This is a genomic window from Bradyrhizobium sp. 153, assembly GCF_023073835.1.
GTDB lineage: Bacteria > Pseudomonadota > Alphaproteobacteria > Rhizobiales > Xanthobacteraceae > Bradyrhizobium.
This window is the reverse complement of sequence record NZ_JADPKH010000141.1, coordinates 13,637-32,780: the sequence shown is the minus strand read 5'-3', so window position 1 is coordinate 32,780 and position 19,144 is coordinate 13,637. Positions and strand designations below refer to the sequence as shown.

General features: G+C 65.0%; 22 protein-coding genes. All 22 read right to left on the bottom strand.

The features are described 5' to 3' along the window. Complete coding sequence (locus IVA91_RS32180; RefSeq protein ID WP_247460280.1) at positions 1-2,175, bottom strand: hypothetical protein; 2,175 nt, start codon at positions 2,173-2,175, stop codon at positions 1-3. A gap of 1 nt (position 2,176) precedes the next feature. After that, complete coding sequence (locus IVA91_RS32175; protein WP_247460278.1) at positions 2,177-2,602, bottom strand: hypothetical protein; 426 nt, start codon at positions 2,600-2,602, stop codon at positions 2,177-2,179. Then, positions 2,587-3,144 (bottom strand): hypothetical protein, encoded by a 558-nt coding sequence (locus IVA91_RS32170; protein WP_247460277.1) that lies wholly within the window; start codon positions 3,142-3,144, stop codon positions 2,587-2,589. Before IVA91_RS32170 ends, IVA91_RS32175 begins: the two co-directional genes overlap by 16 nt. Then, positions 3,141-3,725: a hypothetical protein gene (locus IVA91_RS32165; RefSeq protein ID WP_247460275.1), complete on the bottom strand. Its 585-nt coding sequence runs from the start codon at positions 3,723-3,725 to the stop codon at positions 3,141-3,143. The genes IVA91_RS32170 and IVA91_RS32165 overlap by 4 nt, the downstream gene beginning before the upstream one ends. A 134-nt stretch (positions 3,726-3,859) precedes the next feature. Further along, positions 3,860-5,947: a phage tail tape measure protein gene (locus tag IVA91_RS32160; protein ID WP_247460273.1), complete on the bottom strand. Its 2,088-nt coding sequence runs from the start codon at positions 5,945-5,947 to the stop codon at positions 3,860-3,862. Positions 5,948-5,950: 3 nt separating this feature from the next. Continuing rightward, positions 5,951-6,247: a hypothetical protein gene (locus tag IVA91_RS32155; RefSeq protein ID WP_247460252.1), complete on the bottom strand. Its 297-nt coding sequence runs from the start codon at positions 6,245-6,247 to the stop codon at positions 5,951-5,953. A 50-nt stretch (positions 6,248-6,297) separates the two neighbouring features. Next, on the bottom strand, positions 6,298-6,741 hold the full coding sequence (locus tag IVA91_RS32150) for a branched-chain amino acid ABC transporter (RefSeq protein WP_247460250.1): 444 nt from the start codon (positions 6,739-6,741) through the stop codon (positions 6,298-6,300). A 33-nt stretch (positions 6,742-6,774) separates the two neighbouring features. Beyond that, the gene (locus tag IVA91_RS32145) at positions 6,775-7,995 is read right to left on the bottom strand and encodes a phage tail tube protein (protein ID WP_247460248.1); all 1,221 of its coding nucleotides are present in this window, start codon (positions 7,993-7,995) and stop codon (positions 6,775-6,777) included. Between the two features lie 12 nt (positions 7,996-8,007). Further along, positions 8,008-8,469, bottom strand: coding sequence for a DUF4128 domain-containing protein (locus IVA91_RS32140; RefSeq protein WP_247460245.1), 462 nt, complete (start codon positions 8,467-8,469; stop codon positions 8,008-8,010). A gap of 5 nt (positions 8,470-8,474) precedes the next feature. Then, positions 8,475-8,945, bottom strand: a complete 471-nt coding sequence (locus tag IVA91_RS32135) for a hypothetical protein (RefSeq protein ID WP_247460243.1) — start codon at positions 8,943-8,945, stop codon at positions 8,475-8,477. Then, a complete protein-coding gene (locus IVA91_RS32130; RefSeq protein WP_247460241.1) occupies positions 8,942-9,247 on the bottom strand; it encodes a hypothetical protein in 306 nt (101 codons plus the stop codon). The genes IVA91_RS32135 and IVA91_RS32130 overlap by 4 nt, the downstream gene beginning before the upstream one ends. Beyond that, positions 9,247-9,630, bottom strand: coding sequence for a hypothetical protein (locus tag IVA91_RS32125; protein ID WP_247460239.1), 384 nt, complete (start codon positions 9,628-9,630; stop codon positions 9,247-9,249). Before IVA91_RS32125 ends, IVA91_RS32130 begins: the two co-directional genes overlap by 1 nt. Beyond that, entirely contained in the window at positions 9,627-10,043 is a 417-nt protein-coding gene (locus tag IVA91_RS32120) for a hypothetical protein (protein ID WP_247460237.1), read from the bottom strand. The genes IVA91_RS32125 and IVA91_RS32120 overlap by 4 nt, the downstream gene beginning before the upstream one ends. A gap of 1 nt (position 10,044) precedes the next feature. Further along, positions 10,045-10,356 (bottom strand): hypothetical protein, encoded by a 312-nt coding sequence (locus tag IVA91_RS32115; protein WP_247460235.1) that lies wholly within the window; start codon positions 10,354-10,356, stop codon positions 10,045-10,047. Next, positions 10,356-11,060, bottom strand: a complete 705-nt coding sequence (locus IVA91_RS32110) for a hypothetical protein (protein WP_256466427.1) — start codon at positions 11,058-11,060, stop codon at positions 10,356-10,358. Before IVA91_RS32110 ends, IVA91_RS32115 begins: the two co-directional genes overlap by 1 nt. Before the next feature lie 33 nt (positions 11,061-11,093). Continuing rightward, positions 11,094-11,459: a hypothetical protein gene (locus tag IVA91_RS32105; protein ID WP_247460231.1), complete on the bottom strand. Its 366-nt coding sequence runs from the start codon at positions 11,457-11,459 to the stop codon at positions 11,094-11,096. Positions 11,460-11,554: 95 nt separating this feature from the next. After that, complete coding sequence (locus tag IVA91_RS32100) at positions 11,555-12,778, bottom strand: phage major capsid protein (protein ID WP_247460228.1); 1,224 nt, start codon at positions 12,776-12,778, stop codon at positions 11,555-11,557. A 77-nt stretch (positions 12,779-12,855) separates the two neighbouring features. Continuing rightward, positions 12,856-13,653 (bottom strand): head maturation protease, ClpP-related, encoded by a 798-nt coding sequence (locus IVA91_RS32095; protein WP_247460226.1) that lies wholly within the window; start codon positions 13,651-13,653, stop codon positions 12,856-12,858. Between the two features lie 3 nt (positions 13,654-13,656). Then, on the bottom strand, positions 13,657-14,988 hold the full coding sequence (locus IVA91_RS32090) for a phage portal protein (RefSeq protein ID WP_247460224.1): 1,332 nt from the start codon (positions 14,986-14,988) through the stop codon (positions 13,657-13,659). A gap of 5 nt (positions 14,989-14,993) precedes the next feature. Next, positions 14,994-16,850 carry a terminase large subunit gene (locus IVA91_RS32085; protein ID WP_247460222.1) on the bottom strand — a complete coding sequence of 619 codons (1,857 nt, stop codon included), beginning with the start codon at positions 16,848-16,850 and terminating at the stop codon, positions 14,994-14,996. Continuing rightward, positions 16,783-18,192: a site-specific DNA-methyltransferase gene (locus IVA91_RS32080; protein WP_247460220.1), complete on the bottom strand. Its 1,410-nt coding sequence runs from the start codon at positions 18,190-18,192 to the stop codon at positions 16,783-16,785. Before IVA91_RS32080 ends, IVA91_RS32085 begins: the two co-directional genes overlap by 68 nt. Next, positions 18,176-18,646 carry a P27 family phage terminase small subunit gene (locus tag IVA91_RS32075; protein WP_247460218.1) on the bottom strand — a complete coding sequence of 157 codons (471 nt, stop codon included), beginning with the start codon at positions 18,644-18,646 and terminating at the stop codon, positions 18,176-18,178. Before IVA91_RS32075 ends, IVA91_RS32080 begins: the two co-directional genes overlap by 17 nt. Positions 18,647-19,144 lie beyond the last annotated feature (498 nt).

Sequence of the window (19,144 nt, the reverse complement as noted above, 5' to 3'; positions counted from 1 at the left end):
TCAGCTCACTGTGAGATCGGCGAGGACGAAAGGCTGCTCGTCGTTGGCGGCGAGATAGTCGGTTTCGATGCTGGCGTCGTACTCGATCAACGTCAGCGCGATGGAAGCGAAGTTGTCGGCGAAGCCCCACTCGGTGCAGAGATACGTCCCATTCGCCTGCGCAAACAGGACGCTATCGAATGTCACCGCCGAACCAATCAGATCGTCAGCGCATTCGGCCAGCAGCGCGACGTCGCAGGTGCAGACGATCTGGCGGCCGAGCCGCGCTGTCTCGAGGAAGGCCTTTTGCAGCCGCTGCGCGCGGCGATGATCCATGGTGAACGGCAGCTCGAGCGTGGCGTCGAGCAGTTCGCCGTCGGCAGCGCGCAGATCTGCACGGTCGAGCACGGGACCATCGGCCGTCTGATATTCCCGCTCCTGGGCGACAAAACGAACCTTGACACGGTTGGCCATGTCCCGCTTGGGTTTTGCCGCCCGGTACTCGATCGCGCCGGTGAGCAGCTCGTCGCGGATCGCGGCGACGGCGCTCCGCGGCACTGACGAACTCGGCCACATCTTGCCGGCGCTCTCGAGAACGAAGCCGCGGTTTGCGGAAATCATCGCGCCCATCACGTCCGCGGGCGACTGGTTGAGCGTCACAACGCCATCGATCGTGTGGCGCTTGATGAACGTCCCGTCCTTGCAGGCGACCAGGCCGTCATCCCAATCTGCCGCGCGGGCGACCTTGTCCCAATTGATGCGCGACGGATTGATCCGCCCGCCATAGCGCTGCGTCAGATAGTGCGTCTGGACGAGCGCGGCATTGTTGCTCCAAGACCAGCTCGCCTCGGCTTCGGCAACCGAATCCGGATCGCTTGGATCCCAATCGAGGATATGACCTGGCTGGCGCGGGTCCGGCAGGGCGACGCCGTCCACCAGGAAATAAGGCGATGGCCGCTGCACCTGGCCCCAGAGCTGGGTGAATTCGTTGTAGTCGATGCCGTAGTGATAGCGCAGGACCGCGGTCGCGATGCCGCGCTGACGAAATTCCGCATAGGGCAAGACTGCGCCGACGAGTTCATAAAACACCAGCTGCGCCAGCGTAACGATCCCGAGTGGCCCGGCCGCGGCATTCGAGGCAACAATCCTAAGCCGGTGAAAACGGTAAGCCGTACTGGTGTCGATGCCGCTCTGGACAGCCTTGCTTTCGCCGCCGTCATACGTCGCCGGCGGCACATGCGCGAGTGTCGTCACCGTCGCAAAATTGTCGTTGGATCCCTCGAGATAGAACTCAAGCGTGCCGACCGGCCTCGCGTCGGTCGGCATGGTAAACACGAAGTAGGCGATCTTTCTGCTGACGCCGACGCCCCAATCCTTGCCGATGTAGCCGGTGGTCGAGAGCGTTGTCGCGGCGCATGAGGCGAACGGCTTGTAAACGACGCCGTCGAACGCCGCAGCCAGCCCGGCGCCCCGCGTCAAGGTTCCGATCGGCGTGCCGTTCGATCCCGACAGCTTGACGAGCTCGTCGTCCTGCAGGAGCAAGTCGGCCGCCTGGTCACGCGAACCGAGCCGAAACGACACCGCCAGGCGCTCCGGATAATTCGGTTGCCCGGTGATGCCGAGCGGCGTGAGGACGGCGTCGGGCGACAGTGTAGAAAACGAGATCTGTTGCGAGCCGATCCAGACTTTCCGAAACGCGGTCACTTGCTTTGCGCAGATCAGAAAGCCCTGGAACAGAAACGGCGCCTTGACTTGCTCGAAGAACAGGGCGCCGCCGACCTGCGCCGTGCCGTAAATGATGCGCTTGGACGGGATCGGCTGGCGCTCGTTGTATTTGATCGCCGGCGAATTGATGCTCGCCGCTCCGACCTGGTCAGCTGAATTGCCGAGCGAGCCCGATCCCTTGGACTTCTGCGTCAGCGCCGCAACCGCATAGTTGACCGCAATTGAAGCGCCGATAAGAACGGCGGCCCCGACGATCGCGGCGGCCGTGGTCGACGCCGCCACGCCGACGGCCGCGAAAATGGCGGTCCCGATCGTGATCGGATCGGCGCGCAAGGTGCGCTCCTCCGGCGTCATGCGCGGATAATCGCGCTTGAGGCGCCGTGCAGCCGCGGAGATCTCCGCGGCGAGGCGCGGATCGCGCTTGACGCGCTCGATCGCCCAAGCCGAAACGTGCGGCGGCAAATAGGTCATGTCAGACGATAGCCCAGATGATGCGGATGGCACTGGTGGGAAGCGCGGTGAAACCGGCTTCATTGCGGCCAACGAACCAGCCCGGCGCACGGCAAATGACGGTCGAGGCGACGCCACTGATCAGCGCCAGGCCGATGTCGCCAGGCAGTTCTGCGCCTGGCTTTACGCGCCGCCATTTGTGGCGCCGCGCCGCCTCGCGCAGCGCTGCGGCAAGCCCCGCCTTTCCAAGCACCCGATGCGCGCCGATCTTGGTCCGATAGCGGCCACGAAAGCGCGCCGCGCCGTCGTAGGTCAGCACCTGGCGCAGGATGTTCGCACACCAAAGTGCGCAATCATCCCGGCCCCATTGCATCGCCGAGCGACCGGCCGCATCCATGGCGGCAACAACTGCGCGCTCGAGCGCCTCTCGTCTTAGGCCGGCGTCCATTGCAGATCCTGATTTTGCAGAGCCGGGATCATGTCGAGGCCGGCATCGGCCGGATAAAGCAGCTTCTGCTCTTCCGACGTCCACGCCTCGTCGAGTGCCCGCTCGAGAGAATAGAAGCCCGTCCGGGCCGTGATGGAGATTGTCGCAACGCCATCGGCCGAGGCCGCGAAGGTCTGGTAGTCGAGCTGCGCGTCGACGACCTGATAGGGATCGGGGACCACGCTCTGGCCCGGATCGATACAGGCAAGCCACACCCGCCCGGCAAGATTGCGGACGTTATCGTCGAGCTTGGCGACCTCGAGCGGATCGACGCCGGCGAGCCCGAAATTGATCTCCTGGATTGCCAATCCCGAGGTGTGCTTGATCGGCGTGATCGTGCCGAGCGTCCCAGATCCTCGGAACGTCTGCCCATTCCATTGCAGCGGGCCGACACCGGTCCATAGCCGAGCCGCGCCACTCGGATGCTCGATTTCCGCCAGCAGCGCCAGCGGCCTCCGCGCGCGCAGCGCTGCGGCCATACGTGCAGTGAGCGGCGCGGTCATGTTCGCTCGATCGCCTCCACCAACGAAAAGCCGTGGTTGGCAAAATTCGGCGCTGACAGCTCGATCTCGCCCTGGCTGTCATCGACCAGATGAAAAACACTGGTCGGATAGGACAGCACGACCATGTCGCCCGGCGCGATGTCGCGACGCAGCCGCGGCCGGATCTCGACGCCGGTCTGGCCGGTGGGATTGGTCGCTCCCGGCACCATGACCTCGTACAGATGCGGAAAATCCGCCGGCACGCCGTTGGGGCGGATCTCGAGCAGATCGCCAGGCTGCAGTGCTGCTGGGATTGACGCCGGCAGACCGCCGACGACCAGGTCGGAATCGCCGCGCGACCTCGCCGCGGCAACATAGGCGGTTGGCGGCAACATGCCGTTGGCAAAACCGCTGCCGTCGCTGAAAGATGAGCCGTCGGAGAAGCCGGCGATCGTCGGCGCCCGCGCCATATTGTACTGCGGCGCGATCCGCGCCGGATCGGAGATCCGCAGCAGGCCGGCCTGACCGCCGAGCCGGGAAAAGAACGCCGCGCGCGCCTGCCAGCCATCGCCGACGATCTGCGCGACCGTCAGCTTAGGCATCCATAATTGCGCGTGCGGCCCATAGATTGAATTACCGCCAGCCCACGGCCGCGGACTGACCTGCGAGCTTGCGCGCAGGGAAAACGAGATCTTCAGGAACGAATACCACTCACGCGGGAATTCATAGATGGTAGTCACTTGAACGCCCCCGGATTGTTGGCGCGCGCCCGTGCCATCACGGCCAGCACGTTGCGCTCGAAATTCTGCCGCTCCTGCACCTGGTTGGCAGCAAGCCGGGCGACCGCGGCCGCATCGGCGCCGCGGGCGTCGATCTGCGGCGCGTAGGTGATATTGACCGCCTGGTTGCTGTTCGCCGCCATCGCCATCGAGACGTCGTGCGGAATGACCCGCGTGCCTGACGGCAGATCGAGGATCTCGCCGCCCTCCTCGTTGACGATGGCCGGACCGCCCGGCGCCGAATTGGTGCCGCCGGCAAACATGGGAAATGAGAGACCGCCGGTCCCCGCACCTAGACCAGATGACCAGGTGGGGACGCTTCCGCTGCCGCCCAGACCGAACAAGCTGCCCAGCCCGCCGAAACCGCCGCCGCTGCCGCCGAAGGCGGCCTGCCAGAGCTGATCCGCCGCCATTTGCGCCAGCTTGTCAGCGATCTTGCCGAGCGCGGAGAGGCCCGCATTCTCGAACGCCTGCCACAGCCCCTGCCCGTTGCGTAGGTTCTGGCCGAACTCGACGAACAGACCGCGATTGACCTCTTGGCCGAGCTGCGACAACTCGCGCAGCGTGGTGTTGAAGCGGATCTGCGCGGCCTGCGCGCTATTGAGCGCTTCAGCGACGCTGCCATAGGCGCCGCGCAGCTGCTGCGCGATGGCGAGGTCACCAGGCGAGAGGAACGCGGTCTCGCGGTTGAACTTGATATCAGCGCTGACCTTGGCCCGTGCCAGCGCCTGCGCAGCCTCGCCGGCTCGCTCGGCGAGGTTATAGAACTTCCCGGCATAGTCCTCGAGATTGGTGATACCGGCCTTCTGCGCAGCGTCGTACAGCAGCGCCTCGGTCCGCGCCTGCTCGAGGGCGCCGGCGCCCTCACCGGCCGCCTCGGCTTCGGCTTTCATCTTGGCAATGTGCCGGTCGATTTGCTCGATCTGCTTGTCAAGCGCATTGCCGCCGGACATGTCGGGCAGGACGGTGCCGTTACCCTGGTTCGGCGTGACCCGAATCCGACTCGCAGCCGCGTCGTATCGTCCCTGCAGCTCCTCGAGCTTGCGATCGATATCCGCAGTGGTGACGTTTTCCGGCAGCTGCAGTGAGCCGGCGAGATTTCCCGCCTTGAAGCCCGCCACCGAGTTCATCCTGGTCGTCTCATTGAGACTGCCACCCAGCGCCTCGACCGCCTCGCGCAGGCGATAGACGTCGTTGATCTGGTCGTTGAGCTGCGCGGACGTCATCTGGCCTTCCGGCGTCAGCCAGCGGCCGACCGTGCCCGATACTGAGCCAATGCCGCCGAGGATCTGGCTCGCCAGCGTCGCCAGCTGCGTCAGCAGCGGCAGGATCGAGGCCATCGACGCCTTGAATTGCAGATCCCAGGTCGCAACGGCCTCTTTCCATTGGCTATTGAACTCGCGGGCCTTGGCGATGGTGGCATCGTCGATGATGACGCCGAGATCCTGCGCGCGCTGCTTCAGCCGCTCGAATTCGTCTTCGCCGGCTTTGAGGAACGGAATCCAGGACGCCGACACGCCGACGATCTGCGCGAGGCGCTGCTGCACCTGCGGCGTCGCCCCCTGCATCAGGCCCATGATGTCGGTCAGCGCCTGCTTGGTCGTGATCAGCTCGCCATTGGCCTGCTTGATCGCAAGGCCATTCTGCCGGAACAGCTCGCCGAACTCGGTGGTCTTCTGGCTGGCCTGGGCGATGTCGGCGGCGAGCTTGTCGATGCCGGAAAAGAAGTCCTTGTCGGAGACGCCGCTCGCACGGGCCGCAAACAACGACTCCTGCAACTCTTTCATGCTCATGCCGGCGAGATCGGCCTTGTCGGCCAGATCGACCAGCTCCTGCGTCTGCCGGCCGACGTAGTCATAGAAGGATCGCAATCCCTGCACCGCGGCGATCACGGCGACGCCGACGCCGGCGATGGCCAGCGTCATCTGCGCCGCACTCGCTTGCGCCGAGCCGGCAGATGCGCCGGCACGGTCCATGGCCGCCGAGAATTGATCGGCGCCGGACGTGTCGGTGTCGATAACCAGCTCGGTAACTGCTTGCGGCATCACTTACGCCTTTGCAGACATGATCGTGCGATAGAGGTCGTCGAGTTCCTCGATCAGGCGGACCTCGAGCGGCATGAGCCGGATCCCGCTCAGCCGCTGGAACGCCTCGATCTCAAGGAAACTGATGGGCGCCGTTCCGAAGCCAGAGGCGCGGCGCGCCCCGAGCCGGGCAAAGGCGTTCCAGATGTGCGCCAGTGCTGGCGGGCACGGCGGGCAGAACAGCTCGGCCTCATACTCGGCGCGACGCTTGGGATCGCGGGCGCGTTCGATAAGCCCCTCGAGCACGCCGCGCCAGGTCACCCCATCCTGTTCGGGGCGCCCCAGCTCGAACGTCTTGGTCGCGAACGCCCTCAGCTCGTCGCGGAGGGCGGAATAAAATTTTCCTCGGCTCGCAGGAACTCCATGACCTGCTTCACAAGCCAACCCTTGCGGCGGTCGAGCAGCAGCTCAGTCGCCTTCTCCTTGGAGAACACCAGTTCCTCGCCGTTGAGCTTGATGGTCGAAAAGCCCTTGGTGCGCGCGACGATGCCATCGACGTTTTCGCGATTGAGATCGTCCGGCGATTGCTCGTCTTCCTTCCACTTGCGGCCATTGGCTTGCGCCTGGCGCCGTGCCGCGGCCTTACGCAAGGCCTCACGCGAGAAGCGGTCGGCCAGCTCGACGGTGACCGGATGGGCCGGACCGAAGAAGGTCCAGGTCCACCCGGTCGGTGCATCGGTGGTGGGATGGCGGATGACGAGCACCGCCTCGTCGAGAGCGTCGAGTGACGCCAGATCCAGAACGTCGTCTTTCAAGGTAGCCTCCTGTTGTCCCCGGCGCCGTTGGCCTTAAGGCGCCGTCGTCTGAAACGAGATCATCGAGCCATTGCCGGTCGCCGAGGTATCGACACCGACCAGCGCCGGCGGGATGGTGATCGACTGCGTGCGCGGACCACCCTGCTTGGACAGCGCCGAGGGATCGACGCCGCCGAGCGTGAAATTCGGCACAACAATCGACATGAAGTCCTTCGGCTCGCTCATGTTGTCGACCGCGAGCACGTGCAGCGAATATGGCGTCTCGGCCAGGAAGTCGGAGAAGATCGCCAGCGACTTGCGCAGCATAGTGAGGTTCATGCCGATCTTGAGCGGACCGGTGAAGACGTCGGGCGAATATTTCTGGCTTCCCGAACCGAAGGTGACCGGCGCGTTGGGCTGAATGTCGAGTGACAGATCGAAGCTGGTCAGCTCGACAAGGTCGGTGCCGCCGAACCGGATGGTGGCATCGACGACCGAGAACGGCACGTCGGTCGGCGCCACCGGCGAGGTGAAGTAGGGCGAGGCGCCCGTGGTCAGCGCCTGCGCTGCGCCGGTGCCGATACCACCCGGATCGAAGCGGATCAGACCGTCGGCGGACATCGACAGCTTGCCGGTGCCCCAGACGAAATCGGTCAGCACCGTCGACTGGTCGATGTCGGATTCGTACTCCTCCAAGGTGAAATAGCGCTTGACCAGGGGCGCGGAGTTGATGAGGCGCTTGCCGGGCCGGGTGAGCGAGCATGAGGTGTCCGCAACCGCGTTCACCACAAGCGTCTCGGCCACCGTAATCGTCGTGGCGCTCAGCGCGGTGATGCGGAGGTTGCGTCCATTGTTTCCGGCATCCGGCAGACCGGTCGCGCGAATGACATCGCCGACGCGAAAGCCCATCGCGATCGGACTGCCGCTCGCCAGGATGATGGTGTTCGCCCCGGTCGTCAGCGAGGTGAAATCGGCCTGCGTCTTGGTCAGCGCGGTCGCGTCCCAGGTGCCGCGCATGATCGCCTCGACGATCGGATCATGCGAGCCGAGCGACATTTCGCCGTTATAGGCGCTGGTGGCCTTCTGCGAACCATGCCGGCCGCGGGTTGACAAACCGTCGTTGCGCACCTCGACCGATTCCGTGGCGGCCTTGGAGACCTTGGCGCCGGGGCCGCCGGCGATGCGCAACAGATTGGCGCTGAGTGCCGAGGCCTGCGTGCCAAGCGAGGCCTGCACCTTGTAGGCGACCAGGCCAGCCGATTGAGACTGATACATCTGCGTCCGCTCCTATTTGACGTAAAAAAGCTGGAAAGGGATCACAACGGCCGCGCCGAACCAGTTGCCGTCGTCACTGCTGCTGTCGCCACCTTGGATGCTGGGCCCCTGCCCCTGCTCGCTCCAAAAACGCAGGGCCACGCCGGGCTCGCCGTTGTAAATGGTCTTGCTGCGAAACAGCGTGTCGAGCTGGCCGGCGATCGCCAGGTGATCGGCCAGGCCATAGCCCTTCGGCACGAACACGTTGATGCTGATGCGACCGATCGCGAGCCAGACCTGGTTTCCAGGCAGCCCGACGCCGCGCAGGCGATCGTCGAGCTGCACCATCTCGAAATAGCACCAGGGCAACGGCGGCGACGCCGGCGGCCAGGGCCGCTGCGGCGGATCCTCGTTTTGAAACTGGACCGGCGCGGCGCTAAAGCCAGCCTCGAGGAAGGCGCGCGCCGCGGCGACGGCGCCGGCATAGTCACCCATCGTTGTTACCTTGCCCTAATTTCGATCGCCGGCTGGCGCGAGAGCCAATCCTGGCGCGCCTTCTCCGACATGCGCCGGCCCGGCCGGATCTGTTTCGAGAACGCCGCGAAGGCCGCGATGCCGCCAAACCGCACCGGCATGAACGTAAACTTGACGGCGGCGCGGTTGCCGTAGCGGCCGCCGACGATCGCCGCCGCGTCCTCATAGATGTGCGGCGGAACGGACATGGTCAGGCGGCCGATTTCGATCTTGCGCGCATAAGGCACGGGATTTGAGATGTTGATCTGGTCGCCGGACCGGAACGCGTCGACATTGCCGTCCGGCACCACCTGGCCGTTCAGGAACACGGTATGACTGTCGCGGTAGAGGCCGGGATGCTGATCCGTGCCGGAGCCGACCGGCGAGCGCTCGCGCAAGGTCGCCAGCGCGAAATCGACGATGTCCTGCATCGCCGAATAACGGAAGATCAGCCTCATACCTTGATCAGCTCGTCCGCCGCGCCCCCGGTGACGATCTGCTCCACTTCGACGGGCAAGACATTGTTGGCCCGCTGCGCGTCGTCCGCCGCACGAATGGCCCTGATCAGCTCCTTGCGCGCGTGGCGCAGCGCTTCCTGCTTGGCCAGCAGGATCGACTTGCGCGCATCCAGCGGCCCAGAGCCAGTGCCCGTCGCCCAACCCTCGGCGATATCCGACACCTCGTCGCCAATCGAGATGTTCGAGCTGTCGAGCGCATCAAGGCGCCGACGATAATCGGCCTGGTCGAATACCTGCCCCATCAGCCGCGGACCTGGATCTCGAGCGCGATCAGCACGCCCTGGATGCGCCTGGTCTGATCATCCACGCCCTCGATTGAGACCTCGGCGCCGCCGATCACGAGCGCATCGGTATGTTTGGACAACGGCAGCAGTGACGCGAGCGACACCTTGCCGGACGGAACGGCCGCGGCGGGATCATTGATCACAATCGCTTTTCGGTCGCCCTGAACAACCGCGCCGACGACCTGCTCCGGCTTGTACATCGCGACCCGGGCCAGCGCGTCGGCTTCGGCCGCAACGGCACGCGCCGCGCCCTTGCCGGCGTAGCGACGCACGGTCACGGTGCCGCTGCCGCTTTCGGCGAGCATGCGCCGATGGCTGTCGAGCGCCTCGGCCGGCGTCATAGCTCGGCCTTCCCCTCAATCACTTGGCCGACCGCGGCGCCGCTCGAGTCGCTCGAGGATTCCGAACCATCGTTTGGGCCGCCGTTGCTCCCGGCGGTCATGCGGCTGATGACCTGGTCGAGCGCCGAGCGCGTGGCCTCGAGGGAGCCCACATGCGTCTTGAGTGCGGCATGCTGGTCGTCGATGTCGGCCAGCACGGTGTCATAGCGCTCGCCGGTGACGGCGAGCTCAGTCTCGAGCTTCTCGGCGCGGGAGAGGCGGCCGGCGAAGCCGGCGAGCTGGATCGGCCGGCCAATGGTTCGGTTCATGTCGATAGCCTCCAATAATTGCGGGTTGCGCTCGATCGCGACCAGCAGCCGGCGCAGCCGCAGGCGCCGATGCGCAACGATGACAAGCGCGGTAACGGCATCCACGTCACTTGCTCATGACCCCGAGGTGGATCGCCTGCTCGAGCGTCCGCCCGGCGGTCGTGGTGATGCGATTGAGGATCCGATACAGCTCGCCATTGGCGCCGCCGGAAATCCGAACCTCAGCCACCGCGCCGCTGTAAGTCGACTTGCTGGCGACCACACCTGGCGGCAGCACGAAAGTCGACGATGCGATTGTCTCGTCTTTTGCCAAGCGCGACCGCCAATCCGCGCCGTAATCCTGCACCTCGTCCGGCGATTTGGACGGCCAGGCGGCCCGCGCCAGGCCCTGCGGCAGCGCAACGATATGGCTCGACATCAGTAGACCGACAGGTTGGTGAGAAGCCCGGCAATCGCCTTGCGGGTCACCGCAGCGAATTCGGGATTGCTCTGGTAGCGCTTCGAGCCGACGCCCTCGACGCGGTCCTCGAACAACATCTGGTCCCGCTGCAGCAGCGGCAGCAGCTCGCGCACGGCCAGGCACACGGCGGATTTGAGCTGGCGCGGCATCACGTTCTGATTTTCGTCATAACCGCAGATAAAGCGGATCCGCACCGAGGCATCGTCGGCGCGCGCAACGGGCCAGGCGCTATTGTAGACCGGCGCAATGGCTTGGCGCTCAAGCGGCGCGCCGAGGCCGAGAACGCGATAGCCGGCCCCAAAGGCCAAGGTCTGATCAACGCCTGACACATCGTAATACTTGACCGAAACCATCGACAGCAGCGGCGGGTAAGGCAGCGGGATCGCCAGCGGGTTCGCGAACGGCGCAATCTTGGCGCGCCGGTCATCGAAAGAGCGTAGCTGCAGCTCCCAGGTCTGCGACCGCAAGGCGCGGCCGAGCCAACCGGAAGCGGCGTCAAGATTGTCGACGGCGGCATAGATGGCCGCCTGAATGAGCACGTCCTGCTCGGTCCCGCTGATGCCGAGCATCTGCTTGGCATCGGCCAGCGTGACCACGTCGTCAGTCGGCGGAACGACCAGAACCGCACGGCCGCCATCGCTGATATCGTTATTGCGAAACATTGCGAGATCCTCGACAGCGGCCGGACGTGGTCGTTACTTCTGTGCCTTGGCAGCGGCCTCGGCGGCTTCCCGCTCGGCCGCCTCGCGCTCGTCCATCCACGCGACGATGGTCGCGACGATGTCGGATTTCTTGGTCGCGCCCTTCAGATCGATGCCGCGCTGCTCGGCACCCGCCTTCAGCTCGTCGACCGTCGATGACTCGAGCTGCTGGCGAAACTTGGATTTCGCCTGCTCACGATCGTGCGCCTCGAGGCGGGTCTCGTCCTCCTTGGTCGGAAAGCGCGCGCCGCCAACGCCGACCAGGCGGCGGGCCTCGGCCTCGTCGTGCTCGTGCGGATCGCCCGGCTTCAGCTCCGTACCGTCCGCGAGCGTGTGATAGGACGTCATGATCACTTTCATGGTTCTCGAACCTCCTTGGGAAAATTGCCCTTACATAAAAAGGGCCGGGAGATGATCCCGGCCCCTCCCCCCCCAAGCATGCGACCCGAAGGCGATCAGGTCGCCGCGTTGACAAACAGCTTCACCGAGCCGCCGACGTCGATGAAGTTGCCGCCGGAGCGCATCCAGGCCAGGAAACCGACCTGGCCGAGCTTGGCGTAAGCGGAGTCATCGAAGCGGAACAGCGTCACATCCATGACGTCGCGGATCTTGTAGAAAGAGAAGTCGCCGAACGCGATCGACTTGGCGTTCGCCGCCATCTGGGCGACGTCCTGGTTGACCTGGATCGGATAGCCGAGCAGCCGATCCGGTGCACCGCCGGGATTGCCGGTCTCATAGCCCGGCGCGAAGATCGGCCGCTGTTGGCCGTCAACGATCTTGCGGATCACCTTGACCGACTGGTCATGCATCATGAACCGGCAGTTGTTGAGGGCGCGATAGGCCGGATCGACTGAATGCACCAGGTCGATCAAGCTGCCGTAGGTGATGGCCGTGACCTGGCTGGTCCCGGCGCCCGCGGTGACGCCAACGCCGGCGGCCGTGATGACGCCATTGGGCTGGCCGGTGCCCGTGCCCACGGTGAAGTGCGTGTTGGTGATGCGGCCAAGACGGGTCACCAGGCGCGAGCGCACGAAGGCCTCGACGTCGATCTGGCTGTCCTGGATCAGCTCGAACGGCACCGCCACAACCTTGGACGAATACTTGTAGACGGACAGGGTGAGCGCGGCGAAGGTCGGATCGAGGCCGGTCGCGGTGGTGTTCTGGCCGATCAGTTCGCCGACTTCGGAGGTGCCATCCGAGGTCGGGAACGAGATGTCGTTGCCCTGTTCGGTCTGGAACACTTCGGCCACAGCGCGCATGCCGCCGAACGCCTTGAGCGCGTCGAGCAGCTGCTTTGCGACCGAGGTCTGCACGGTGAAGCCGCCCTGGCTGCCGGTGGAGGTCGACAGCGTGTTGCGGATGGTGGTGCATTCCTCGATCGTCAGCGCACTGACACCGCCGCGCAGCCATTTGGCGAACATGGCGAGGCCGGGCGAGTTGCGGTCATGCGCGAGCTGCTCGGCACGGCCGGCGACGGTCTCGTTCTGGATCAGCTCGGCGGTCAGCGCCAGGCTGGTCTCGATGTTCTTGATCTGCGCCGACAGCGCGTCGTGCTCGGCCATCATCGCGTCCCACACCGGCTGGTCGACAGCCGGATTCCAGTCTTTCTTGGTGGCGTGGTCGTTGATCGCCTTGGCTTTCGCCGCGCGCTGCTCGCGCAGTGCCTGAATGCTCAGCATTCGAGTGCTCCATTTTGCAGGTTGAAAGAACCGCGGCGAGGCTTCGACGCGGCAGGTCTGTCCTTTGCGCGGCGCGCCTAGGCAGTCGTTTGGAGCAGCCGCGCAGCCGTGACGCGCTTGCGACGCTCGAGGTCAGCGGCCGCGGCCTGGTCGGCGGCGGCCTGAACCGCGGCAGCCTCACGCTCTGCTGCGGCCTGTTCGGATGCTTGATTGGGCGCCGGCGCGGCTTTCGGCGCGCGCTCATATGCGGAGAGGTCCCAGAGCGCCTGCGCCTCCGGCTTGTCCTTGTCGGGCGTGACCTCGTCGCAAAGCCCGGCATCGATCGCCTCTTGCGGCGTGAACCAGGTCTCGGCCTTGAGCATGGCCGCGAAGTCTTCGGCCGAGGTCTTGCCGCCGGCGCGCTTGACGTAGGCCTCGACAAGCTGGCCGTCGATCTTCTCGAGCAGCTCGGCGGTCGCGAGCAGATCGTCGGAATTGCCGAAGCCGAAGGTCCAGGCCTTGTGGATCATCATCATCGAGCCAGGCGCCATGATGACCTTGTCCGCAGCGATTGCGACGATGGAGGCGATGGAAGCGGCATAGCCATCGACGTGCACGATGATCTCGCCGTCATATTCGCGCATGAACTGCGCGATGGCGACGCCGGCGAACACGTCGCCGCCAGGGGAATTGATCCGCATGTGCACCGTGCCGCTCATGCCCTTGAGCGCGCGCCCGATGGCCGGTGCCGCGACGCCGCCAAACCATTCGGCATCGATCTCGGACGAGACGATCACGTCATAGATCTCGATCACGTTGCCGGAATTCGAGGTCTCGGCGCGGAACGAACCGCGCTTGCGGTTGGCGGCAAGCAGGTTCAGCAGGCGACTTTTCATGGCTCAATCGTCCTTGTGTGCGGGATCGGTCGGCTCGGTCGGCGCGGGCTTGGCGGCGGCGGCGGCATTGACGCCGAGCTTATCGGCATCGCCCTTGCGCGACGTCATGCCGAGCTTTTTGCGCGCCTCATCCTGGGTGATGATTTGCGGCTCGCCAGCGCGGCCGACCGCGACGCGCAGCGACTCGTACAGCGTCTTGGTGTCGGCCTGCTCGAGATCGGAGGTATCAAACCGCGTCGCCCGAGCGCGCGTGCGAAACAGCTTGCGGTCCAGCTCGCGCTCGATCTTGTTGAGATACGGCCGCAGCGAGTAGCGCACGAAGCCGATCGACATCGCCTCGACGCCGGAGCCCCAGGATGTGGTCTTTTCGTTGTGGCCGATCATGAACGGCGGCACGCCATAGGCGCGGGCGATTTCCTCGATCTGGAACTGGCGCTGCCCGAGCAGCTGCATGTCGCTGGCCGAAATTTGCAGCGACGTCATCTTGAGGCCCGAATGCAGCAACATCGGGCGGTGCGCGTTTTCGGTCGAGCGGTGCCGCTCGTCGATCAGGCCCTGCAGCTCCTTGATCTTGGGCTCGCCGAGCTGCTGATCGGTCGACAGCGCGTAGTCAGGCCGCGCCCCGTTCGAGAAGAACCGGCCGGCATAATCCTGCGCGGCCAAAGCGACGCCGCCGGCGTTGCGGAGCGAATAGCGCAGCGGCGTCATGCCGCGCAGCCCATCGAAGCCGAAGCCCGGAATGTGGATCACATCGTCCTGATCGTAGACTTTCGGCTCGCCGAGGATCTGCCCGTTCGGCAGGATCTCCGGCGAAATCATATAGACCATGCGGTTGGTCGCGGGATCGATGCCGTTGACCACGCGCAGCGGATGGACGGGCTCGATGCCGATCGGTTTTGCCAGCCGGTCGCGCTTGATGACGGCGAAGGCGTCGCCTTCGGCCAGGATCGACTTGGCGAGGAACTCCCAGCCCACCGGCGCCGGCCAGCGCGGCGCCATCTCCTCGTTGAGGACCCAGAGCAGCTGGTCGTCGTAGATCCGGGCGCGCTCGCCGCTCGCGATGTCGACGGCCATCATGTTGACCGGCAGGGTCTGGATGGCGCCAGCGATCAGCGACCAACAGGCATAGATCGCGGTCACCGTCGCCGCCGTCTGCGGCGTCAAAACCGGAATTCCGTTGACCGATGTCGGGCCGGTAAAGGCGTTCCAGACGTCGGATCCGCGGACGACCTGCGAGAGCGGGATGCCGCCGGCATTTTTCGGCGGCTCGAAATTCTCCGGCACCACGATGCCGCGCGAGCTGGAGCCAAGGAACAGATCGGCAATGTCAGACATCAGGCTCATAGCAACACCAACCCCGCTTCTGCCTTGCGCTTGTTCGTGGTCGCCATACCGATGCTCATCGCCTGCGAGACCATGCCGTCGATACGGGTCGTCGCCTTCGCCTTGTTGAACATGCGATGGCCGGATTTGTTTTGCTCATAGACGACGCCGCCGGCGCACATGCGCATCACCGGATTGACGTCGATGGTGATCCGTTGCTCGAGCAGCGCCGCCTCAAGTTTGTTGATGGAGTCGGGCATCCACAGCACCACATCTTCGGCGCCGGTCTCCCTTTGCGCTTCCTCGGCGCGCTCGCCGACGACGCGGCGCTGAAAGCCTTGCGGATGGACTTCGGTCGGCAGCGCGTCGCCGGTCACCGACAGAGACTCGTTGAGCTGCTCGAGGCCGTATTGGTCGGCGCCAATCATCACCGGGTGGTAGCGCGCATTCAGCTCCAGCAACGAAGCCGCAAGCCAGGAATACTTGATGCGCGGACCAGGCACGGCCTCGAGGTGGCCCTGCTCCACCCAGAGCTCATAAGGCGCGCGATCGGACTTGGCGCGCTCCTTGAGCGTATCCTTCGGCGTCCAGAACCACGTTTTGGAGGCGAAGCGCCACTGGTCCTTGGTGTCGTCGAGCAGCCAGGTCAGCGTGAACGCGGTGAGATCGCGCACGCGCGACAGGTCGAGACCGCCGAAACAGGGATAACCGGCCTCGGTCAGCTTATCCGGGTCGACGGCACCCTCGCACGCCATCCAGGTCGCACGCGGGATCGCCGAGCTTTCGCTTTCGGTCCACTGGCAGAAATGCAGCCGGCGCACCAACCCCTCTTTCGAAGGCATGCCGCGGGCTTCCTGGACCTGCTCGCGGATGAACGGCGGGTGGATCGACACGCCAAGGTTCGGGTTGGCCTTGATCCAGCACGACTCGTCCTCGAACGGGTCATCGCCCTCATCAAGACAGGTGATGAAGGCGAACCAGGCGTCGTTGTCGAACTCGCCGTTGAGGATCCGCGTCGAGAGATCGTGTTCCTGGCCACACACGGTCTTTTTGTCGAAGCCCGAATTGGTGATCTCGAACAGCAGCGCTTCCTGGTTGCCCTTGGTTCCGGCGCGCATCATTTCGATCACGGAGTTATCCGGGTGCTCGTGCACCTCGTCGATCAACGCGCAGTAGGGCCGAATGCCGGACTTGCCCTTTTTGTCGGACGAAATCGGCTTGAAGTAGGAATTGACGCCGGGCCGCGACGTATGCAGCTCCCAAACCGGGTTGGCGCCCTTCGGTCGCAGCCGGCGACGCAGCGCCGGCGATCGTTCCCACATGGCGACGGCATCGCGGAACAGAATTGCGGCCTGGTCCTTGTCGGTCGCGGCGGAATAGACCTCAGCGCGCAATTTGCGACACCCTAGCAGCATGTAGTGGCCGATGCCGGCCGCCAGCGGAGACTTGCCGTTGCCCTTGCCGATCTCGACATAGGCGCGGCGGAAGCGGCGCACGCCCTGGCTGTTTTTCCAGCCGAACAGCGAGCCGATGATGAAGGCCTGCCAGGCCTGCAGGTCGAACGGCGCGGCATAGGTCGAGACCTCGCCGAATTCGTCCTTTTCCTCGACCTCGACGGTCAGGATGTCGCGAAAAAAGCCGATCGCGCGCTGCGCGGCATCGACATCGAACGACAGGCCGCGATCGGCGCCGTGCTCGAGGTCGGATAGGTGCCGCCGACACGCGGCGCGGACCAGCGGGCCGGCGACGATCTCGCCGGCGAGCACAGCGCGCGCGTAAGCCGAAACCTCGTCGAGAGCCTCCGCATCAAGCGGCGGCAGCGGCGCGGCGTTCGGCGTCGCGATCGGCGGCGACGTCGTCGAAAGATCGACCATCAGACTCAAGGGTTGCGGCAAGGCCGGTGAAGGCCTGCCAGCGCTTCACGGCGACATCGACGTAAAGCGGATTCAGCTCAATCGCGTAGGCGCGGCGCCCCGTGATTTCAGCCGCGATGATGGTGGTGCCGGAGCCGGAGAACGGCTCATAGACGCCCTCGCCCGGCTGGGAGTTGTTCTCAATCGGGCGCTTCATGGCCTCGACCGGCTTTTGCGTGCCATGGCCGGTTTCGGACTTCATGTGCTCGATGTTCCAGACGGTCGACTGCTTGCGGCCGCCCTCGTAGTGGCCGCGCTCGCCCTCGCGGACGGTATAGGTCGCGACCTCATGCTCCGGCACGAAATGCCATTGCTCGTCGGCGCCGTCCTTGACTGCGTAGAAGCACGGCTCGTGCTGGAAATGGTAGTCGCCGCGCCCGAAGACGTGGCGCTGCTTGACCCAGACGATATGCGCCCGGATTTTGAAGCGGCAGGCCTCGAGCGAGTTGGCGACAGCCCCGCAGAATGAACCCGCATGCCAGATATAGGCAACGTCACCGGGAAACAGCGCCCACGCATCGCGCCAGTCGGCCCGATCGTCGTTCATCACCGTGCCAAGCGCGCCATCCTTGGTCGGCCGGAATTCCTCGCGCCAGGACGGATCGTATTTGACGCCGTAAGGCGGGTCCGTGACCATCAGATGCGGCGTTCGGCCGGCAAGGACGCGGGCCACGTCCTCCGGGTTGGTCGAGTCACCGTTGGTGAGCCTGTGGCGGCCGCCGAGCAGCCAGACGTCGCCGCGCCGTGATGTCGGCACCGGCGGCGGCTCCGGCACGTCGTCGGGATCGGTGAGGCCGGCAGGCGCCTCGTGGAGCAGGCCGGCGATACGGCCCGGCTCGAACCCGAGCTGGTCCAATTCGACGCCGAGCGCGGACAGCTCGAGCACCTCGCCCTTGAGCAGCTTCTCATCCCAGCCCGTCGCCATGGTGAGCTGGTTGTCGGCCAGGCGGAACTTGCGCTTTTCGGGCTCGCCCCAGCCGACAGCGACCAGGACGCGGACCTCGGCGAACTTCTCCTGGGTGAGCGCCTCGAGCCGGCCGTGGCCGGCGATGACGATACCGTCTTCATCGACCAGGACCCGATGCACCTGGCCGAACTGCCGAAGCGAGGCGCGGATCTGGTCGATCTGCGCCTGGTCGTGTTTCTTGGCGTTGCGGTCATAGGCCTTGAGCCGCTCGATCGGCCAGGTCTCCTCGCGAACGCGGACCTCCGCGCGCGGGCCGACCGGCTCGTGCACAACGGCCGGCGCTGGCAGCGCGGCGGCTTTCTTGCGACGCGGCTTTTTCTCAGTCGAAGTAGTCATCGTTTTTGTCAAAGAAATCGCCTTGGCCGGGTAGCAGATTGCGTTCATCGGTCGGCGAGAGTCCGAGCATGGCGACCAGCGATCGCCATTTGCGCCATTCCTCGTTGACCTGCGCGATGTGCGGATGGCTCTTCACCTGGTCGCCGTTGCGGGTTTTGACCCGGTAGACCTCGTGCGCCAGCGTTGGCATCGACGCGCGGAGATCATGCAGCCGCACGGTGCAGCGGCAGTACTCCATCACCGTGTCGATGAAGCGGGGTTTAAGCCGGTCGACGGACGGCTCCGATAGGATTTCGGCAACGCGCTTGTATTCCACCTTGAGCGCCGGCGAGAGATCGCGCGGCATCAGCTTACGGATCAGCCGCAGCTGCGCCTGGCGCTTGCGCTTGGCGATATCGACATCGTCGGCCCGCATCGGGACAACGTTGCGAAGTTTCGGCTTAGCACCGCGCATGACAGGTGGCTTTTTGTATTTAATTCCAAAATTTTGCGTATGAAGGTAGGGCGCCGGTCCCCGCCCGGAGGCGCTAGACTTTTGCCCACCCCCTACCCCCTCGCGTGGACCGGCCAGCCATCAGCACCGGTCGCACTGCGCTCGCGCTGCGTTAGCGCCACAGCTGCGGAGGAGTTGAGCCAAAGGTCTCGCTCAGTCAGAGCACCCTTAGCGAAGCGAAACTCGAGCTGCTGTTTGACCACGTCGTGGTGCCACTTGCAGGCCGCCTGCCAGCGGTTACGATCCCAGAACACGTCGAGATCGCCCTTATGCGGGACAACGTGGTCGACAACCTCGGCCGCAGTCACTAGGCCGACAGCCTCGCAGCCGAGGCACAGTGGATTGTGCAGCTTGAACAGAGCAGCCGCCCGCTCCCATTGCCGGTCATAGCCTCGTGCCCTGGCGCCGCTTCGCATCTCACAAAAGGAAGGGCCGCTTGCGTTGTCACAAGCGGCCCAG